This window comes from Pseudomonas sp. KH_021, from assembly GCF_057838865.1.
Genome location: NZ_CM174477.1, coordinates 3,400,716 through 3,417,809, shown reverse-complemented (window position 1 = coordinate 3,417,809; position 17,094 = coordinate 3,400,716). Strand labels below are relative to the sequence as shown.

General features: G+C 57.9%; 14 protein-coding genes and 2 pseudogenes. 9 read left to right on the top strand and 7 right to left on the bottom strand.

What is annotated here, in order from left to right; genetic code table 11:
* The first annotated feature begins 103 nt into the window (after nt 1–103).
* From salA to AC3IX4_RS15795, 3 genes are all read left to right on the top strand, one after another.
* The gene (gene salA, locus AC3IX4_RS15805) at nt 104–1,390 is read left to right on the top strand and encodes a salicylate 1-monooxygenase (RefSeq protein ID WP_489256380.1); all 1,287 of its coding nucleotides are present in this window, start codon (nt 104–106) and stop codon (nt 1,388–1,390) included.
* 72 nt (nt 1,391–1,462) lie between these two features.
* The gene (locus AC3IX4_RS15800) at nt 1,463–2,800 is read left to right on the top strand and encodes an MFS transporter (RefSeq protein ID WP_489256379.1); all 1,338 of its coding nucleotides are present in this window, start codon (nt 1,463–1,465) and stop codon (nt 2,798–2,800) included.
* 126 nt (nt 2,801–2,926) lie between these two features.
* Entirely contained in the window at nt 2,927–4,207 is a 1,281-nt protein-coding gene (locus AC3IX4_RS15795) for an OprD family porin (RefSeq protein ID WP_489256378.1), read from the top strand.
* Between the two features lie 53 nt (nt 4,208–4,260).
* Here the strand turns inward: AC3IX4_RS15795 and AC3IX4_RS15790 are convergent, their stop codons facing one another.
* On the bottom strand, nt 4,261–5,163 hold the full coding sequence (locus tag AC3IX4_RS15790) for a LysR family transcriptional regulator (RefSeq protein ID WP_489256377.1): 903 nt from the start codon (nt 5,161–5,163) through the stop codon (nt 4,261–4,263).
* A 108-nt stretch (nt 5,164–5,271) separates the two neighbouring features.
* Here AC3IX4_RS15790 and AC3IX4_RS15785 point away from each other — a divergent pair.
* Together AC3IX4_RS15785 and AC3IX4_RS15780 are read left to right on the top strand one after the other, a co-directional pair.
* Nucleotides 5,272–5,496 (top strand): annotated as a pseudogene (locus AC3IX4_RS15785) (salicylate 1-monooxygenase); the annotation flags it as partial.
* Between the two features lie 221 nt (nt 5,497–5,717).
* Nucleotides 5,718–5,894, top strand: a pseudogene (locus AC3IX4_RS15780) (salicylate 1-monooxygenase); the annotation flags it as partial.
* 129 nt (nt 5,895–6,023) lie between these two features.
* On the opposite strand, the gene AC3IX4_RS15775 reads toward AC3IX4_RS15780, so the two are convergent.
* The 6 genes from AC3IX4_RS15775 to AC3IX4_RS15750 all read right to left on the bottom strand — a co-directional run bounded on the left by AC3IX4_RS15775 (nt 6,024) and on the right by AC3IX4_RS15750 (nt 11,330).
* On the bottom strand, nt 6,024–6,641 hold the full coding sequence (locus tag AC3IX4_RS15775) for a flavin reductase family protein (RefSeq protein WP_489256376.1): 618 nt from the start codon (nt 6,639–6,641) through the stop codon (nt 6,024–6,026).
* Entirely contained in the window at nt 6,638–7,402 is a 765-nt protein-coding gene (locus tag AC3IX4_RS15770) for a GntR family transcriptional regulator (RefSeq protein ID WP_489256375.1), read from the bottom strand. Before AC3IX4_RS15770 ends, AC3IX4_RS15775 begins: the two co-directional genes overlap by 4 nt.
* A gap of 70 nt (nt 7,403–7,472) precedes the next feature.
* Nucleotides 7,473–8,228 carry a maleate cis-trans isomerase family protein gene (locus AC3IX4_RS15765; RefSeq protein ID WP_489256374.1) on the bottom strand — a complete coding sequence of 252 codons (756 nt, stop codon included), beginning with the start codon at nt 8,226–8,228 and terminating at the stop codon, nt 7,473–7,475.
* Complete coding sequence (locus AC3IX4_RS15760) at nt 8,221–9,255, bottom strand: carbon-nitrogen hydrolase family protein (protein ID WP_489256373.1); 1,035 nt, start codon at nt 9,253–9,255, stop codon at nt 8,221–8,223. The genes AC3IX4_RS15765 and AC3IX4_RS15760 overlap by 8 nt, the downstream gene beginning before the upstream one ends.
* Before the next feature lie 11 nt (nt 9,256–9,266).
* Nucleotides 9,267–10,178: a fumarylacetoacetate hydrolase family protein gene (locus AC3IX4_RS15755; RefSeq protein WP_489256372.1), complete on the bottom strand. Its 912-nt coding sequence runs from the start codon at nt 10,176–10,178 to the stop codon at nt 9,267–9,269.
* Between the two features lie 21 nt (nt 10,179–10,199).
* Nucleotides 10,200–11,330: a cupin domain-containing protein gene (locus tag AC3IX4_RS15750; protein ID WP_489256371.1), complete on the bottom strand. Its 1,131-nt coding sequence runs from the start codon at nt 11,328–11,330 to the stop codon at nt 10,200–10,202.
* Between the two features lie 423 nt (nt 11,331–11,753).
* Here AC3IX4_RS15750 and AC3IX4_RS15745 point away from each other — a divergent pair, with 423 nt between their 5' ends.
* The 4 genes from AC3IX4_RS15745 (at nt 11,754) to AC3IX4_RS15730 (ending at nt 17,079) form a co-directional block, all read left to right on the top strand.
* Nucleotides 11,754–13,250, top strand: a complete 1,497-nt coding sequence (locus AC3IX4_RS15745; protein WP_489256370.1) for an aldehyde dehydrogenase — start codon at nt 11,754–11,756, stop codon at nt 13,248–13,250.
* Between the two features lie 10 nt (nt 13,251–13,260).
* A complete protein-coding gene (locus AC3IX4_RS15740; protein ID WP_489256369.1) occupies nt 13,261–14,445 on the top strand; it encodes an iron-containing alcohol dehydrogenase in 1,185 nt (394 codons plus the stop codon).
* A gap of 64 nt (nt 14,446–14,509) precedes the next feature.
* Complete coding sequence (locus AC3IX4_RS15735) at nt 14,510–15,946, top strand: purine-cytosine permease family protein (protein ID WP_489256368.1); 1,437 nt, start codon at nt 14,510–14,512, stop codon at nt 15,944–15,946.
* 155 nt (nt 15,947–16,101) lie between these two features.
* A complete protein-coding gene (locus AC3IX4_RS15730) occupies nt 16,102–17,079 on the top strand; it encodes a PAS domain S-box protein (protein WP_489256367.1) in 978 nt (325 codons plus the stop codon).
* The last annotated feature ends 15 nt before the right edge of the window (nt 17,080–17,094 follow it).

Here is a 17,094-nt window from a genome sequence, read left to right as displayed (position 1 = left end):
TTCAGGTTGGTGATTATGTGTATTGGAGTGGCTGCATTTATCAATACTCATTCGTTGGACATGATCTACCCACTCCAAAAACAACAACACCGTGGGTACGAACATGAACAAGCCTGCCTTGCGTATTGGCATCATTGGTGGCGGCATTTCCGGCGTCGCCTTGGCCCTTGATCTCTGCCGTCATTCTCATCTCGACGTTCAGCTTTTCGAATCCGCCCCGGCCTTCGGTGAAGTGGGCGCGGGCGTGTCCTTTGGTGCCAATGCTGTGCGGGCCATCGCCGGTCTCGGCCTCGGCGAGCCTTATCTGGAAATTGCTGACCGCACGCCCGAGCCCTGGCAGGACGTGTGGTTCGAGTGGCGCCGGGCCGCGGATGCCGGTTACCTGGGTGCCAGTGTGGCACCGGGTGTGGGTCAGTCTTCGGTGCATCGGGCGGACTTTCTTAATGCCCTGGCTTCGCGTCTGCCCAAGGGCGTCGCACAATTCAGGAAGCGCGCTGAAAAAGTCGAGCAATCTGACCATCAAGCCCGAGTCGTTTTCACCGATGGTACCGACTACTGCTGTGATCTGCTGATCGGTGCCGATGGCATCAAGTCTGCCCTGCGTGGTCATGTGCTGGAAGGGATCGGCGCTGCTCCTGTCGCGCCGCGCTTCAGCGGCACCTGCGCCTATCGCGGCCTGATCGATAGCAATCGCCTGCGCGAGGCCTATTGCGCTGCCGGTGTCGACGAACACCTCGTGAATGTGCCGCAAATGTATCTAGGGCTGGACGGCCACATTCTGACCTTCCCGGTCAAGCAGGGCCGTATTATCAATGTTGTGGCCTTCGTCTCTGACCGTGGCCGGCCGGACCCCGTCTGGCCAAGCGACGTGCCCTGGGTTCGCGAAGCCAGTCAGGGCGAAATGCTCGACGCCTTCTCTGGCTGGGGCGACGCTGCACGTGTCCTGCTGGAATGCATTCCGGCGCCAACCGTTTGGGCCTTGCATGACCTCGCCGAGCTGCCCGGCTATGTCCATGGTCGTGTCGCACTGATCGGGGACGCCGCCCACGCCACGTTGCCGCACCAGGGCGCCGGGGCAGGGCAGGGGCTGGAAGACGCCTATTTCCTGGCCCGTTTGCTGAGTGATCCGCAGCTCAACACGGACACGCTCGTCGGCGTGCTGGCGGCTTACGACGCCTTGCGTCGCCCCCGTGCGTGCCGTGTGCAGCGCACCTCCCGGGAAGCCGGTGAGCTGTACGAGCTGCGCGATCTGTCCGTTGGTGACAATGAAAAAGCGCTAGGCGCGACGCTGGCAAGCCGCTTCGACTGGCTCTGGAATCACGATTTGGATGCCGATGTGGCCGACGCCCGGATACGTTTGGGTTGGGACGCCCTGAGCAATTGCGCCTGAGTAAGGCTTCCAGACCGGAGCCTGCCCAGCCGGAGTCTCCGGCTCGATAACAATGACTAGAAGAGCCATGCCATGCGAGCCATCAATGTTCCCGCCCTGCTTGACGGGGCCCGTTTAAATACCTTTCACGCACGCGTACTGTTCTGGTGCGCACTCATCATCATTTTCGACGGCTATGACCTGGTCATCTATGGCGTGGTGCTACCCGCGCTGATGAAGGACTGGGGCTTGTCAGCGCTGCAGGCCGGAATGCTCGGCAGCTGTGCGTTGCTGGGCATGATGCTGGGGGCCTTATTCTTCGGGCCTCTGTCGGATCGCATTGGGCGACGCAAGACCATCATGACCTGCGTGATGCTTTTTAGTGGCTTCACCGTGCTCAATGGCTTCGCGCGCAATCCGGAAGAGTTCGCTGTGTGCCGCTTCATTGCCGGCCTTGGCATCGGCGGGGTGATGCCTAACGTTGTCGCACTGATGAACGAATACGCGCCGAAGAAGGTGCGCAGCACCCTGGTCGCTATCATGTTCAGTGGTTATTCAGTGGGCGGGATGCTTTCTGCCGGACTGGGAATGCTGCTGATGCCGAAATGGGGCTGGCAGGCGGTGTTCTTCGTCGCGGTAGTCCCTCTGCTAGTCATGCCACTGCTCGTGCGGCGGTTACCGGAGTCGATCAACTTTCTTATCCGCCAGGGCAAGCACGAACAGGCCAAGAGGCTGCTGTGCCGTGCCGCACCCGATTACAACCCACAACCCGGTGACCAGTTGAACCTTGCCCACGGTCAGGCTGGGCAAGCGTCGATTCGTCAGCTGTTCCAGGACGGTCGGCTACTGAAAACCCTGATGCTTTGGCTGGCGTTCTTCTGTTGTCTGTTGATGGTTTATGCGCTGAGCTCCTGGCTGCCCAAGTTGATGAACGCCGCTGGCTATGGCCTCAATTCCAGCCTGGCATTCCTGCTGGTGCTGAACTTCGGTGCAATTTTTGGCGCCATTGGCGGTGGTTGGCTGGGTGACCGTATAGGCCTTGGGCGGGTGCTGCTGGCTTTCTTCGCTATTGGGGCACTTTCCCTCAGCCTGCTGGCTCTCAAGTCTCCACTGCCGGTGCTCTACCTGCTGATCGGGATCGCAGGTGCCAGCACCATCGGTACCCAGATCCTGGCCAACGCCTGCACGGTTCAGTACTACCCTGCGCACATCCGCTCTACCGGGCTTGGCTGGGCGATGGGCATCGGTCGCATTGGCGCGATCATAGGCCCACTTCTGGGCGGCGCAATGCACGCGGCGCAGCTGCCACTCCAGGCCTGCTTCCTGGCGTTTGCCGCGCCGGGAGTCGTCGGTGCCCTGGCCATCCTTATCTTCCTCTGGCAGCGGCCGGCCCAGCCGGTACGTGCCGACATGGCGTCTCTGCCCGAATAACTGGCAGCGCCCCTCTGCGCCCTGCCGTTTTATAGCAGGGCAGTACTCAGTCACACCCTCGTTATGTGGCAGTCAGTTGCACATTGGCGTGCCGACGCTGATACAAAACAAAAATAAGAGAACACTATGAACAAGCATCTGCAACCCGCGCGCCTTGCTCTGGCCACCACTATTGCCATGGCCATTTCGCTGACCACCGAAGCTGGCGAAAGTGGCTTGCTGGGCGACTCAACCGCTACCCTGACCGCCCGCAACTACTACTTCAGCCGGGACTTCTCCGACATCGTCGGCCCCAGCAAACAATCCAGGGCAGAGGAGTGGGCCCAGGGCTTCATACTCAACTACAAATCTGGCTACACGCCTGGGTTTGTAAGCTTCGGCGTTGATGCCATCGGCCTGTTGGGCATCAAGCTCGACAGCAGTCCCGACCGTGCAGGTACTGGATTGCTGCCCGGTGCCTTTGGCAAGACGGCACCTGATGACTACGGTCGTGCAGGCATGACTGGAAAGGTCAAAGCATCAAAAACCGAGCTTAAGGTCGGTGAGCTACAGCCCAACCTGCCAGTGCTGAGCCTCACCGATAATCGCCTTCTGCCCAACACCTATGAGGGGGTCTCGGTGACTTCCACAGAGATATCCGGACTGACCCTGCAGGCGGGTCAGTTGCGCTCAATCAGCTTGCGCAGCGAGGCTGGCGACGAAGAGATGGGTGCCATCGTCGGCTTCGCCCCCAGGCGTGATGCCCGACAGCGCCTGATCACATCTGATCGCTTCAATTACACCGGCGGCGACTATGTCTTCAACCTGAATCGCACCAGTGTGAGCGCGTGGTATGGCCAGCTGGAAGATATCTATCATCAGCGGTTCCTCGGCCTCAAACACAGCGAGGCCATCGGCTTGTGGACGCTGGGTGCCAATCTTGGATACTTCGACTCTTCGGGCGACGGAAAGGCGCTGGTCGGCGAACTCGACAACCAAGCTCTCTATGCGCTGATTTCCGCTAAACGCGGTGGGCACACGTTCTACGTCGGCTACCAAGGCATGTACGGGGACCAGGGTTTTCCTCGCGTGTTCGCTACTGTCTCCCCGCTGGGCAACGAGGTGCCTACCTACGAGTTCGCTTCCGCTGACGAGCGTTCCTGGCAAGTACGTTACGACTATGACTTTGCAGCACTAGGCATGCCTGGCTTGGTCGGGGGCGTGCGCTACATCAAGGGCGACAATGTCGACGCTGGAAGCTTTGAAGGTAAGGACTGGGAGCGCGACCTGGACATCGGCTACACCGTACAGAGCGGCCCTTTGAAGAACTTTTCGGTCAGGGTGCGTAACGCCGTAGCGCGCTCCAACTATCGCACGGACATCGACGAGAACCGCCTGATCCTGAGCTATACGCAGACCCTGTTCTGATGTCTGTGCTCACCCCTGATGACGCCTGATACTCGTCGTCACTTCATGGGACGTCAATCCGAGAACAGCTCGAACATGAGTTGTCGCAACCAGCGGTTTGCCGGATCCCTGTGGTACTTGGCGTGCCAGAAAAGATTGATTGCGATTTCCGGCAGGTCCATTGGGAGGGGCAGGATGACGAGATCGAAGGGCTCCACGCAGGTGTCTGCGAAGCGCTGGGGTACGGTGGCCAGCAAGTTGGTGCGCTGGAGGATGTGACCCACTGCGACGAAGTGAGGTACTTCCAGGCGAATGTCACGTTGAACGCCTGCCCGTGCCATCTGGGCATCCACTTCTCCGTGCCCGGTGGCGGCGGAGATGACTTGCACATGTCCGTATGCGCAGAACCGCTCCAGGGTCAGCGGTTCGCGAGTGGCCGGGTGGTCCTTGTGACACAGGCACACGTAGTGATGATGAAACAGCCGGCGCTGAAAGAATCCGGCCTGAAGGTGGGGCAGGAGCCCCACGGCCAGGTCAACGGTACCGTTTTGCAACGCTTCGATCAGGGCTACCGAGGTATTGCGTACCGTACTGATCCGGCATTTGGGAGCCAGTCGCGCTAGAGCATCCATCAGCCTGGGCGTGAAGTAGATCTCGCCGATATCGGTCATTGCGATGGTGAACGTACGTTCGCTCGTATGCGGATCGAAGCTGTTTTGCTGGTTCAGTGCTTCGTGCAATGTGTGAATGGCCAACGAAACAGGCTTTGCCAGCTGTGCCGCATAGGGCGTGGGTTCCATGCCTCGGTAAGTACGCACGAACAGATCATCCTGCAGCGAAGTGCGCAACCGCTTGAGCGCATTGCTCACGGCGGGCTGGGTCAGGCCCAGATTTTCCGCGGCAGTCGACACGCGCCGGTCTATGAGCAGTTGGTTGAACACCACCAGCAGGTTCAAATCCAGATCACGCAACTCCATAAGGCCCTCGCACCGTTGAGTCATCAGCCAGTCGGCCGACAGGAGTATTCACATCTGTAATAGCTTGTACGGTAACTGCTGCGATTATCAATACGGCCGTGTTCCAAGGTTCAGTTGTTTGAGTCGGCTCCCGCCTTTGGCGAGGTCGGGGCGGGTGTCTCCTTTGGCGCCAATGCAGTACGCGCCATTGCCGGTTTGGGCATTGCCGAGCCCTATCGACAGATTGCCGACCGCACCCCTGATCCTTGGCAGGACATCTGGTTTGAATGGCGCCGCGGCGAAAATGCCGGTTACCTCGGCGCCAGTGTGGCCGACGGTGTAGGGCAGTCATCAGCATAGGTATCTACACAACTCTGGGGCAGCGCGGCTCTTGTAGCCGCTGCCGAGGTACGAGGCTGCGATCGGCGGCGAAGCCGTCGTAAACTCAGGCCCTTCGGTGTGCCTGATGGATTACGGTCTCAGGTTTTACGGCCGCTTCGCTGCCGATCGCAGCCTCGTACCTCGTCAGCGGCTACATTCGTAGCAGTACGCCAAAAGATGTGTAGATACCTATGCAGTCATCAGTGCACCGCGCTGACTTCCTCGACGCTTTGGCCAGCCAGTTGCCGGAGGGTATCGCTCAATTCGGCAAGCGTGCGGAACGTGTAGAACAGATTGCCGGACAGCCGCGTGTGTTTTTTACCGATGGTAGCGAGTACAGCTGCGACCTGCTGATCGGTGCCGATGGCATCTTCCTGGGAAGCTGGGGAACTCTACGAACTACGTGACCCGGTGGTGGCCGATAACGAACCTCTGCTGGGGGCAAGTGCACGCCTAATGCTTTGATTTGGCATGCAGGGGAGGGCTGAATTGACCCTGCATCAGGCCCGCTCAGGTAGCTTGAAATGGCTGCTCGGAGGAACCTCAACGTAGGTGCCTGCACCGCCCCCGCGGAGCACCTGGTTGAGGTTTGCGTCATCCAGCTTGCCATTCTTGATCAGCCGATCGGCAATATGAACCCGCACGATTTGACCAAACACCATGCACGCATCGGTTTGCTCAAGGCCAAGGTCGTGGATTTCAAGTTTTTGAGTGAGTCGACACTCTAGCGCCACGAGCGCGCTCGCCACTCTGGGGGCACCTGTTTCATCGCACATTAGAAAATCCAGGCCGGCATGAGCAAACTCGTCTACGCCATAAGGCAAACGCTCACCGGTAGCCTCTATGTGCTCAACCAGGTCTTTTGTTGCAAGGTTGCAAACAAAGACACCCGTTTCCAGAACGTTTTTTAACGTGTCTTTCACGCCGATGCTGGAAAACCCAACAATCGGCGGCGTGAAGGAAAAAATATTGAAGAAGCTATAGGGGGCCAGATTAAGTTGGCCTTCTTTGTTGCGTGTCGAAATCCAGCCTATCGGCCGAGGGCCAACAAACGAAGGCAAGGGGTCTCGAAGAAGGCCGTGGCCCTCTTCAGGGCGGTAGGCATAGTATCCATTCATTCCAAAACCACCTGGGTGACCTCTGTTTGTTGCTCCAGAATTTTTTGAATTCCAAAACCCGTTTCTCGATAGTGCTTGGCGAGTAACTCACAGGCCAACTCAGCATCTCCTGCTAATGCTGCATCGACGAGTGCAAGGTGTTCGGCATCAATATCCCGCGCACTCTCTCCCCTCATCTGTGCCAGGCTGGGTCGGCGATAGCGCTCTGTATGGCTGTACAACTGCGAGGCATAACCCATCAGCCACTCTGATTCGCAGGCAGAAATAAGTGTCCGATGAAATTCACAATGCTGGGTTTCCAGCATTTCATAGCAATCAGTCGACAGGCAGCCCGCGCTATTGCGTTCACGTTGAGCCTGGCGGAGCGAGTGATAGGCCTGCATGACATCCATCTGCCATTGTTTGTCATGACGGGCGATCGATAGACGCAACGCTTCACATTCAATCAGCACGCGAGTGTTGATCGCATCCCACATCTCAGTGATTGAAATGGGTTTTACTCTGAAGCCTTTGGACGGTGCGGCGACCACCAACTTTTCAGCCTGAAGGCGGTTTAACGCTTCGCGGATAGGTGAAAAACTGATGCCGTAGCGTTCTTTCAATGCTTCCAGGCGTAGTGCTTGGCCAGGTTTATAAAAGCCCGCGATGATGTCGTTTCTGATCATCGTGTGAGCCTTTACGCCAAGGGTCTTCTCACCTTGGCCAGCGTCGTCACCCGCGGTGAGAAGAGACAGCCTGGAGGTATTATCGTTTTGGTTCATTGCGTGCCCTTAAATTGACAATACCGCGGAGTGGGCGACATTTTACAATTCCTCGCACCGCCGTGCAGCCTCAGTATCGGCCAGACAGGAGTGAGCCGTAGCCTGGAGCACAGGTTTTGAGGCCCAGCTGTCTGAGCATCATGTAGGTGGTCGCCACAGCAGACGAGATCACTGGAATACCCGTCCGATCTTCAATCAATTGGATCGAGGGCAGGGAGGGCATTTGTACGCAGGCGGAGCCAACGATTGCATCAATGCCATGGGTGTTCAGGCGTTTGGTGATTTCGGCAGGCGCGTAGGGGTCTTGAAGTCCAACTTCGAGATTGTCGGATATCTCCAGCGAGATACTATCAACGACCTCGATGCCCTCGCTTTCGAGATACTGGATAACCAGGTGGGTGAGGGGTTTCATATAGGGGGTCAGTATCGACACCTTTTTGGCGTTCAGCGCTTTCAAACCGTCAACCAACGCGCCTGCGCTCGTGACAACGGGCGCTGGCCCACCGTTATCCAGGGTCTGCTGTTGAAGACGCTTTTCAGCGATGCGGTGATATCCAATTCCCATGCTCATGATGGCGACCAGGCACGCATATCCCAGGACATCCACACGTGCATCCGACAACTCAAGCGCACATCGATCGCTGTCCTTGTCCATCAAGGCAAGCTCTTCTTTCGTCACATGCTTCATCCGCATGCGACTGGAATGAAAGGTAAAACGCTCTGCCTCAATGGCTTCGCGGGCTCGAAGGATTGCCGGGATTTCAGTTTCCATCGTGGTGTTCGACGACGGAACGATCTGCCCGATACGGTAGTTAAGCTTATTCATAGGTCGCTTTTTCCTTGTCGGCAGGCAGATTAAAACCCTCGTCGCCAGCCAGGTCGGGCTCTGGCGTTTCGTCGAACCTGGCAGGTACCAGAGCCTTTCGGTTAACTCTCAGATCGAAAATGTCGAAGCGGTTATACCCACCGGTGATGTCGTGCATCTGGCGCGGCTGTATGCATCGCGATAAATCGATGTCGGCGTAAACAATCCCTTCGCTGTCGATCAACGGCTCACCGATGACTCTGCCATCCGGGCCAATGACGCCGCTGAAAGCGCTATTTTTTCGGCTGAGCGTTTCTCGTGCGTTCGGGCAAATGTGCGACATGGCCTCAATGATCTCTTCAGAAATCGTTGAGCATGAGACGACCGTGAACAGCTTGCCCTCAAAAGAGTGAGCCGCTGCCCGCAGCTTGATGGCCTCGGCCATGTCATAGTCTGCTGGAGCGACCGGCAGTGATATATAGGACGCAACATGGATGAGTTCGCCTTGGGCCAGCAGGCTGAACCGAGCGAGCGTGTTGGTGTTTTCCCCGCAAGCCAAAGCGCCCAACGGCCCTACACTGGTCTTGTGGACACGAAGGCTCGATGCATCGCCGTTAGCCCATGTCATCTTCTCTGCCCAAGTAGGGACGAGCTTTCGGTGCCGACCCAGAAGCTTGCCTTCATCGGAAATCGTAGCGACGGTGTTGTACAGCGTTCCGATACTGTGGGGGCTGCGCTCATTCAGACCAATCACGACATTGATCGCATTCGCTTTGGCTGCCTGTTGAAGCCGGGTGAACTCGGCACTCGGAATTTCGATGGCTGATTTGCACAGTTTCTCGAACCACGGGCTGCCAACCAGTGGGTTGGCCAGCCAGCTCCAATAGGGATACGCCGAAACAAACACCTCTGGAAACGCGACAAGCTTTGCCCCGTTCCCAGCGGCTTCAGCAATCAGTGCACAGGCTTTGTCGATCGTGGCATCGGTGTCCAAAAATACCGGTGATGCCTGTACAGCAGCGCACTTGAAGGTGGGTAAATTCAACATGGGTTGACTCCCTAGACGGCGACGACAGGGTTACGCAGATAACCGATGGACTGCACGTGCGCTTCAATGACGTCGCCCGGCCACACCCACTCCTGAGGCGTTCGACCCGCACCGACGCCCTCTGGGGTACCGGTGGCGATAATGTCGCCAGGTTCAAGGGTGATGCCAGCGCTAATGTCAGCAATCAGTTTCGGTACTTTGAACAGCATGTGACGCGTGTTGGAGGATTGCTTGACCACGCCGTTGACTTTCAGGCTCAGGTCAAGATTGTGTGGATCAGGGATCTCATCGGCCGTCACGATGACCGGGCCAAAAGGTGCGTAGGTGTCTTGGCCCTTGGAGTAGATCCACTGACCTGCGCGGCGGCAATCCCGGGCGCTCATGTCCACCATGAGGCTGTAGCCAAAGACGTAGTCCAGCGCTTGTTCTTCAGTGACCGATTTGCCACGCGTGCCAATGATGACGGCAAGCTCAACTTCCCAGTCCAGCTGCTGAGTGATCTTCGCGTTGTGCTCGATTGCATCGCCTGGGCCAATGACGGTGGTCGGTGGCTTTGAGAAAATCACGGGCTCTTTAGGCAGTTCCCTGGAGGTGTCGAGTGACAGGCTGGACTCAGCAACGTGCTCAACATAGTTCAGGCCGATGCCGAAGATGTTTTTCTTCGGACGTGGGATCGGGGCAAGGACTTTTACGTTTGCCAGCGGGACGGCAGTGCCTACCGGGAACACACCTTCATAGGACGCCAGCAGCTGAGTGGTCGAGCGGATTGCCGCCGGGCCCAAATCGATGAAGTCGAGCATGTTGTCAGGCAGAACTTGACCGGCAGCACCGCCCAACTTGTTCAGGTCAACAACATAATTTTCTACAAGTGCGCCCAAACGAGAGGCGGCATTCACTTCAGCGCGGAATGTGACGAGACGCATATCAGCTTCCTTTTATAGGTTTTATGGGTGGGCCAGTTGGTAGCCATCATTCTCTTGGAACGGTTTTTCTCGGTACAACCCGAGGGCTTCAATCGTCGGCAGGTCGTTGAAGCAAAAGAGGCATGCGTCGTCTGTTTCAGAACTGTTTACATGCTCATGCACAGCCCAGGAGGGCACGCAGAAAATGTCGCGCTCTTGCCAGTCGAAGCGCTGGCCATCAATGATTGAATAACCGCGACCCTTGGCAACGTGGTAGACAAAACTGCCCGTGTGTTGATGGGCTTTGCCTTTGAAGCCTGGCAGGAGCCGTTGCATGCTGGCGCCGATGGTCGACATGACATGACCACCGGTGGCGGGGTTGGTGTACTGCATGATGTGACAGTCGAACGGATCCGGAGCTACTTTTTCTGCGTACGTCAGCAGCGCCTGATACGTGTCTTGCCAGCTGTATTTGAAAAGAGGCGAATACGGTTTGTCCCATTTCACGAAGGATGGCCGTATCCCTGCTGCTCCCCAGATACCGACTGAGTCGTCCACCGGGGCAATAATTTTTTGCGTCAGGTCCGGATGTACTGCGTAGAAGCCTGCCTCGAGCGCATTGACCAACGGAATATCCAGCCCGTCTTGCCAGATACAGGTCTGGCCGTCCGCTTCAACCCCATGTTCATGCCAGGTGCCATTGGGCGTGATCACGAAATCATTCACGCCCAGCGTCATCTTGTGGCCGTCGACGATGGTGTACGCGCCGGCTCCTTCCATGATGAAGCGCAGTGCTGAGGACGAGTGTGCGTGAGCGGAAGCTGATTCCCCAGGGTGCATCACCTGAAGACCGGAATACAGCCAACCGACTGCGGCAGAGACGTCCTGGCGGCCCGGGTTGTTCAGATAAATAACTCTACGCCCAGCCTTTTCCGGCGTGACGAGATCTACCGAGCGCAGAACAAGCTCGCGCAGGTCTGCATACTTCCAGATCACTGGGACGGACGAGGACTTCGGCGCCCAGGGTTCGATTTTGTTAGCGACAGTCCACAGTGCGCCTGTCTTCAGGCGCTCGAGCTCTGCGTAGTAGGCGATGAGCTCTGGGGTGTCCTCTACATCAGCCCTGCCGGCGACGGATTCCCGGTGTGTATCGAAACGACGATTGTCAGACATGTCTACCTCCGTGCTGAATTGAATATTTTATAAAAAGTTTTTCGGTATTCGGCAATATCCTTGTTTGAAATTGTCGGTGATGGGCATGATCGTGTCGTAAATACGCATGTATTTTTATTTTAAGTAAGATGATTGTTAAATATTTTATAAAATCATCCGTTAAAGCATCGAGCGACACATTCCCTGTAGGAGCTGGGCTTGCCCGCGATGGCATCACCGCGGTTTACGATGAACCGCGGTGATGCCATCGCGACTAAAGTCTGCTCCTACCTAGGATTTGTGTCGTTCGATGCCAGCAGGTTAAGCCCGCTACCGTTGGCTTTTTATTGAATTAAAATTCAGTAGTGACGATTTTTCTATTGAATAGAATTTCAGTAATGGCTAGCATCGCCTCAGCCTGAAAACAATAAATGAGGTAGTGCTGTGTCGCAGTCCAAAGACCGGGCCTATTGGCTTGGAAAACGTGAAACCCTGCACATCGAAGGGCGAGCCTTTATCGACGGTGCCTACGTCGATGCTTGCGATAACGCCACCTTCTGGTCGCACAGCCCGATTGATGGTCGCCGTCTGGTGGCCGTGGCCCGTTGCGGTGCCACCGAGGTCGATCTGGCGGTTGGCGCTGCTCGTCATGCGTTCGATGCTGGCGTGTGGGCCGAAAAGTCGCCCCGCGAACGCAAGGCGATCCTGCTGCAGTGGGCTGACCTGCTCGACGCGCACAGTGAGGAGCTGGCGCTGCTCGAATCCCTGGACAGCGGCAAGCCTATCGCTGACACAACCTCGGGCGACTTGCCGGGCAGCGTCTATTGCCTACGCTGGTTTGCCGAGCTGATCGACAAGGTTCACGGCGAAGTACCGCCCACCGATCCTGCGTTCTTTGGCACGGTCACCCACCAGGCGCTGGGTGTGGTCGCGGCTGTGGTGCCTTGGAACTATCCGCTGTTGATGGCCACCTGGAAGTTCGCACCGGCCTTGGCCGCAGGCAATAGCGTGGTGCTCAAGCCTTCTGAAAAATCGCCACTGAGCGCATTGCGCATCGCCGGCCTGGCACTGCAAGCCGGTATTCCCGCTGGCGTTTTCAACGTCATTGCCGGTGACGGCGAAGCTGGTAGGGCATTGAGCCTGCACCCTGATGTGGACTGCATCGCGTTTACCGGCTCCGGCAAAGTGGGTCGCGAGATCGCCAAAAATGCGGCCGATTCGAACCTCAAGCGCGTCTGGCTGGAGTTGGGCGGCAAGTCGGCCAACATCGTCATGGCGGACTGCCCGGATATCGCCCAGGCAGCCCGCTCGGCCGCAGCCGCCATCTTTGCCAACATGGGGCAGGTGTGCAGCGCAGGGTCGCGTTTGCTGGTGCAGCGGCCGATCGCCCAGGCGTTGATTGAACAATTGCTGGAAGCGGCACAGGGTTATCGCCCCGGCCATCCGCTGGACCCCGCCAGCGTCACCGGCGCGATTATCGACGCTGCTCAGTTCGAGCGTGTCTGCGGCTATATCGAGCTGGGCAAGCAACAAGCGCAACTGTTGTGCGGCGGCGAGCCCGTCGCGTTGGAGGAGGGCGGTTTTTACCTGCAACCGACTATCTTCCTGGCAGATGACGCGAGCGCCCGGATCGCCAATGAGGAAATCTTCGGCCCGGTCCTGGTCATCATCCCGTTCGACACACTGGACGAAGCCATCGGCATCGCCAACCAGACTGAATATGGCCTGGCTGCCGCCGTGTGGTCCAGCGACCTTGCCACCCTTCACAGCGCTACTCGCCAGCTGCGAGCCGGCACCGTCTGGGTCAACTGCTACGACGAATTGGTGGACATGAACTTCCCGTTTGGTGGCTTCAAGGAGTCAGGCAACGGGCGGGACAATTCGGCCCATGCGCTGAGCAAATACACCGAATTGAAATCCACCATTATTCGTTGCCGTTGAGGTCAGCCCCATGCACAACACGCTTTCTGCCCTGAGCCCGCAAACCTGGACCGTACCATTGCCGATGGAATACGGCCCAGGCGCTTGCAGCAAACTGCTTGAGCTTTGCCGCACCTTCAATATCGCCCGGCCGTTTATCGTTACCGACCAGGGCAGCGTCAACCTGCCGTTCGTTGCGCAGATGCAGCAGGCCCTGAACGACGCGGGACTTGCCTGCGGCCTGTTCGGTGGCATCGAACCCAACCCCACCGACGCATCGGTGGTCGCCGGCGCCCAGGCGTATCGCCAGTGGGAGGCCGATGGCATCATTGCGCTGGGCGGCGGCAGTGGCCTGGATGGCGGCAAGGCCGTTGCATTGATCGCCCGCCAGCAGCGCTGCTCGCTGTGGGCGTTCGACTTTGACAACCCGGTGCCCACAGGCTTTGTCGCCGCTGATTTTCCGCCCGTGATCACCATCCCCACCACCGCTGGCACGGGGGCAGAAACCGAAAGCACGGCCATGCTGACCGACACCCGTCGAGGCATCAAAGGCTGCGTCTGGCACCCGCATGCACGTCCGTCGGCGGTCATCCTCGACCCTGAACTGACCCAAAGCCTGCCCGCCAACTTGACCGCATGGACCGGTTGCGATGCGATCATTCACGCGCTGGAGGCTTATTTCGTCCCAAGCTTCAACCCGCTGAGCGACGGCGCTGCCCTACAGGGCCTGAGCCTTTTGTGGACCTCCATCGATACCGCTGTGAACGACGGCCGCAATCTTGAAGCACGCGGCAAGATGCTGATCGGTTCATGCCTGGCGGGTGTCGGCTTCCTCAAGGGGTTGGGTTTGGTGCACGCACTCAGCCACATGGTCGGTGCGACGTACAACACCCATCATGGTTTGACCAACGCCATCATCCTGCCGGTGGTGTTGCGCTTTAACCAACAGGAGATCAGCCTGAGACTCAAGCCGGTGGCCCAGGCGCTGGACCTGCCGGACGCCGAGTTCGACACCTTCTATAGCGCGATCTGCCAGTTGCTTGATCGCCTGAACATTCCCAAGTCACTTTCGGCGTTGGGCGTGCAGCACTCAGACGTGGCTGCCATCGCCAGCAAGGCCATGGGCGACCCTGCTCGCGCGACCAACCCCAGGGACAGTTCACTCGAACAGTTGCAGGCGCTGCTCACCCAAGCCATCGACCATGCCCGTGATTAATCCACCCACCCGATAACGTCACGCTTGCGTGCTGCCCATACCAATAAAAAAAGGTGCAACGATCATGTCATCTTCCAGTGCCAACGCGTCCAAGGGGCGCATGAATCTTGAAACCCGTTCTATCGATTATGTGCCCTTGGCCGAGCGCCACGGCAAGGCCTGGCACTTGTGGCCGATCTGGTTCTGCGGCGAAGCGCACCTGACCACCCTGGCGGTCGGCATCATCGGCGTGGGCATGGGCGCCAATCTGTTCTGGTCGGCCATTGCGATCTTCCTGGGCTGCGCATTCGGCACCCTGTTCATGGCGGGACACTCCACCCAAGGCCCCCAGATGGGCTTGCCGCAACTGATTCAATCGCGTCCGCAATTCGGCTATCTGGGGGCTCTGCTGGTGTATGTGGTCGCCATCGCCACCTATGTCGGCTACAACGCTTTCAACCAAGTGCTGGTGGGGCAGACATTGCATGAGCTGTTCGATGCGCCTGAAAGCGGCTCGGCCATCGCCTTTTCATTGTTGGCGATCATCATGGCCATTGCCGGCTACAACACCTTTCACAAGGTGCAGCGAGCCCTGGCATTCGTGTTGATTGCGGTGATGTTGGTGTTCACCGTGGGGCTGTTCATCTTCGTCAAGTTGCCGGCTGAGCAGATGACGGTCTCCGGCTTCAAGGCCACGCCTTTCCTTGCGCAGTTCTTTGTGGCAGCGGCCTATCAACTGAGCTGGGCGATCTATGTATCGGATTATTCGCGCTACCTGCCGCCCAATGTCAGTGTGCGCTCTTCGTTCTGGTGGACGTACCTGGGCGCCATGATCGGTGGTGTCTGGATGATGCTGATTGGTGCGCTGGCGGCCGCGTTGAGCCCGGGGCAGAACCTGGCCAAGGGGCTGGTGATGCTGGGCAACATGCTGTTCACCGGCTTCGGTGAAATACTGTTGATTCTGGCGGTGCTGAGCCTGCTCACCAGTGCGGCGCAAAACTTCTACGGCGCTTCGATCACCTTGCTAAGCATTGCCGACACCATCAAGAGCCAGACCTCGACCCTGCTCAAGCGTGTCATCTCGATGCTGATCGTGGGCGGCACCGCCATTTTCATTGCGATGACGGCATCGGATAACTTCGTCAAAGACTTTGGCGACTTCCTGGCGATCCTGTTGTATCTGTTCACGCCCTGGACCGCGATCAATCTGGTTGATTTCTACAAGGTTCGTCACGGCCAGTTCTCGATCAAGGAGATCTTCAAGCCCAACGGTATCTACGGTAAATGGAACCTGCGCGGCATCGGTGCCTACTTCGCAGGCTTTGTCGCCATGTTGCCGTTCTCCAATACCGGCATTTACACCGGCTACGTCGCACGTCTGTTGGACGGTGCCGATATCAGCATGCTGGTGGGGTTGATTGTCTCGGCACTGGTGTATGGGTGGTTGTGCCGCTCTCAGGATATCCAGACTGAGCTGACCCAAATCCCGCTGCTGGACCGCGGGCTGGAAAACGGCGTCTAACCTCCATCATCACTGCACAACTGTCTGTGGGAGCGACCCTGGTCGCGATGGGCGCGCGTAGCGACCCCCAAGGGCCACTCCCACGGAATTTGTGCGCGCTGTGTGCCTTAAAAATTGCTAAATTGGCCGCTCATTTCGGTTTGTTGGGCGGTTAGATGAGTGATGACAGTTTCGCGTTTCGCCTCAAGGAGCTTCTGGAACTTCGAAAGCTGACGCTGCAGAGCGTTGCAGAAACCCTGGGCGTGTCCCGTACCGCGGTGCACAAATGGACACGCGGCGGCGAAATAGATTTTGAACTGCTCAAAAAGCTGGCCAGCCTGCTACAGGTTAACTGGATCTGGTTGCGTTATGGCGAGCAGGCTCAGCAAGAGGCGCAGCAGGCCACCGCCGAACCGCTTCCCATGACCGATGTGCGCCGAAAACATACGGCGCAGATCATGGAGAGCGAAGCGCGCATGAAGCTGGCCCAGGAAAATGCCCGTATCGTGACCTGGGAATGGAACCTGCTCACCGATGAAGTGACCTATTCGAGCAACGTCGAAAGCGTCTACGGCTGGCAGGTCAAGCGCAACGAGGATTTCTGGCGCCATATTCCCCCTCAGGAAGTGCCTGCCCTGCAGGCAGCTTTCGATCAGTCGATCAGCACCGGCAAACCCTGTGATACCGACTTTCGCATGCTCACGCCGAACGGTGAAACCCGCTGGATTTCATCGCGGGCCATGCCCTTGGTCGATGACGAGGGCAGGGCGCTGAAGATGATTGGCATCAGCATGGACACCACCGCCCGCAAAATCGCCGAGGAGTCGGTTCGCCAGAGCGAGGAGCGGTTGCGCACCGTCTTCGAACTCGCCAATGACGCCATGGCTTTCCTTGATCTTGAGGGGCGTTGGCTAATGGTCAATGACGCCTTCAGTCGGCTTACCGGCTACAACATCGATCAATTGGCGAACATTGGCCTGGACGAATTGTTCGGCGATACAACGCTGTTGACCGCAATCCTCGACAAGCCCAAGGACGTCTTTCAGCGCACCGTCCACCTGCAGAGCCAGGGCGTGACGCTCAAGGCCAAGCTGCATCAGGACCAGGAAACCGGCAAGCCGTCACAGCTTGTGCTGGTTTTGGCTGCCCTTTGACGCCTTTTAATCTGC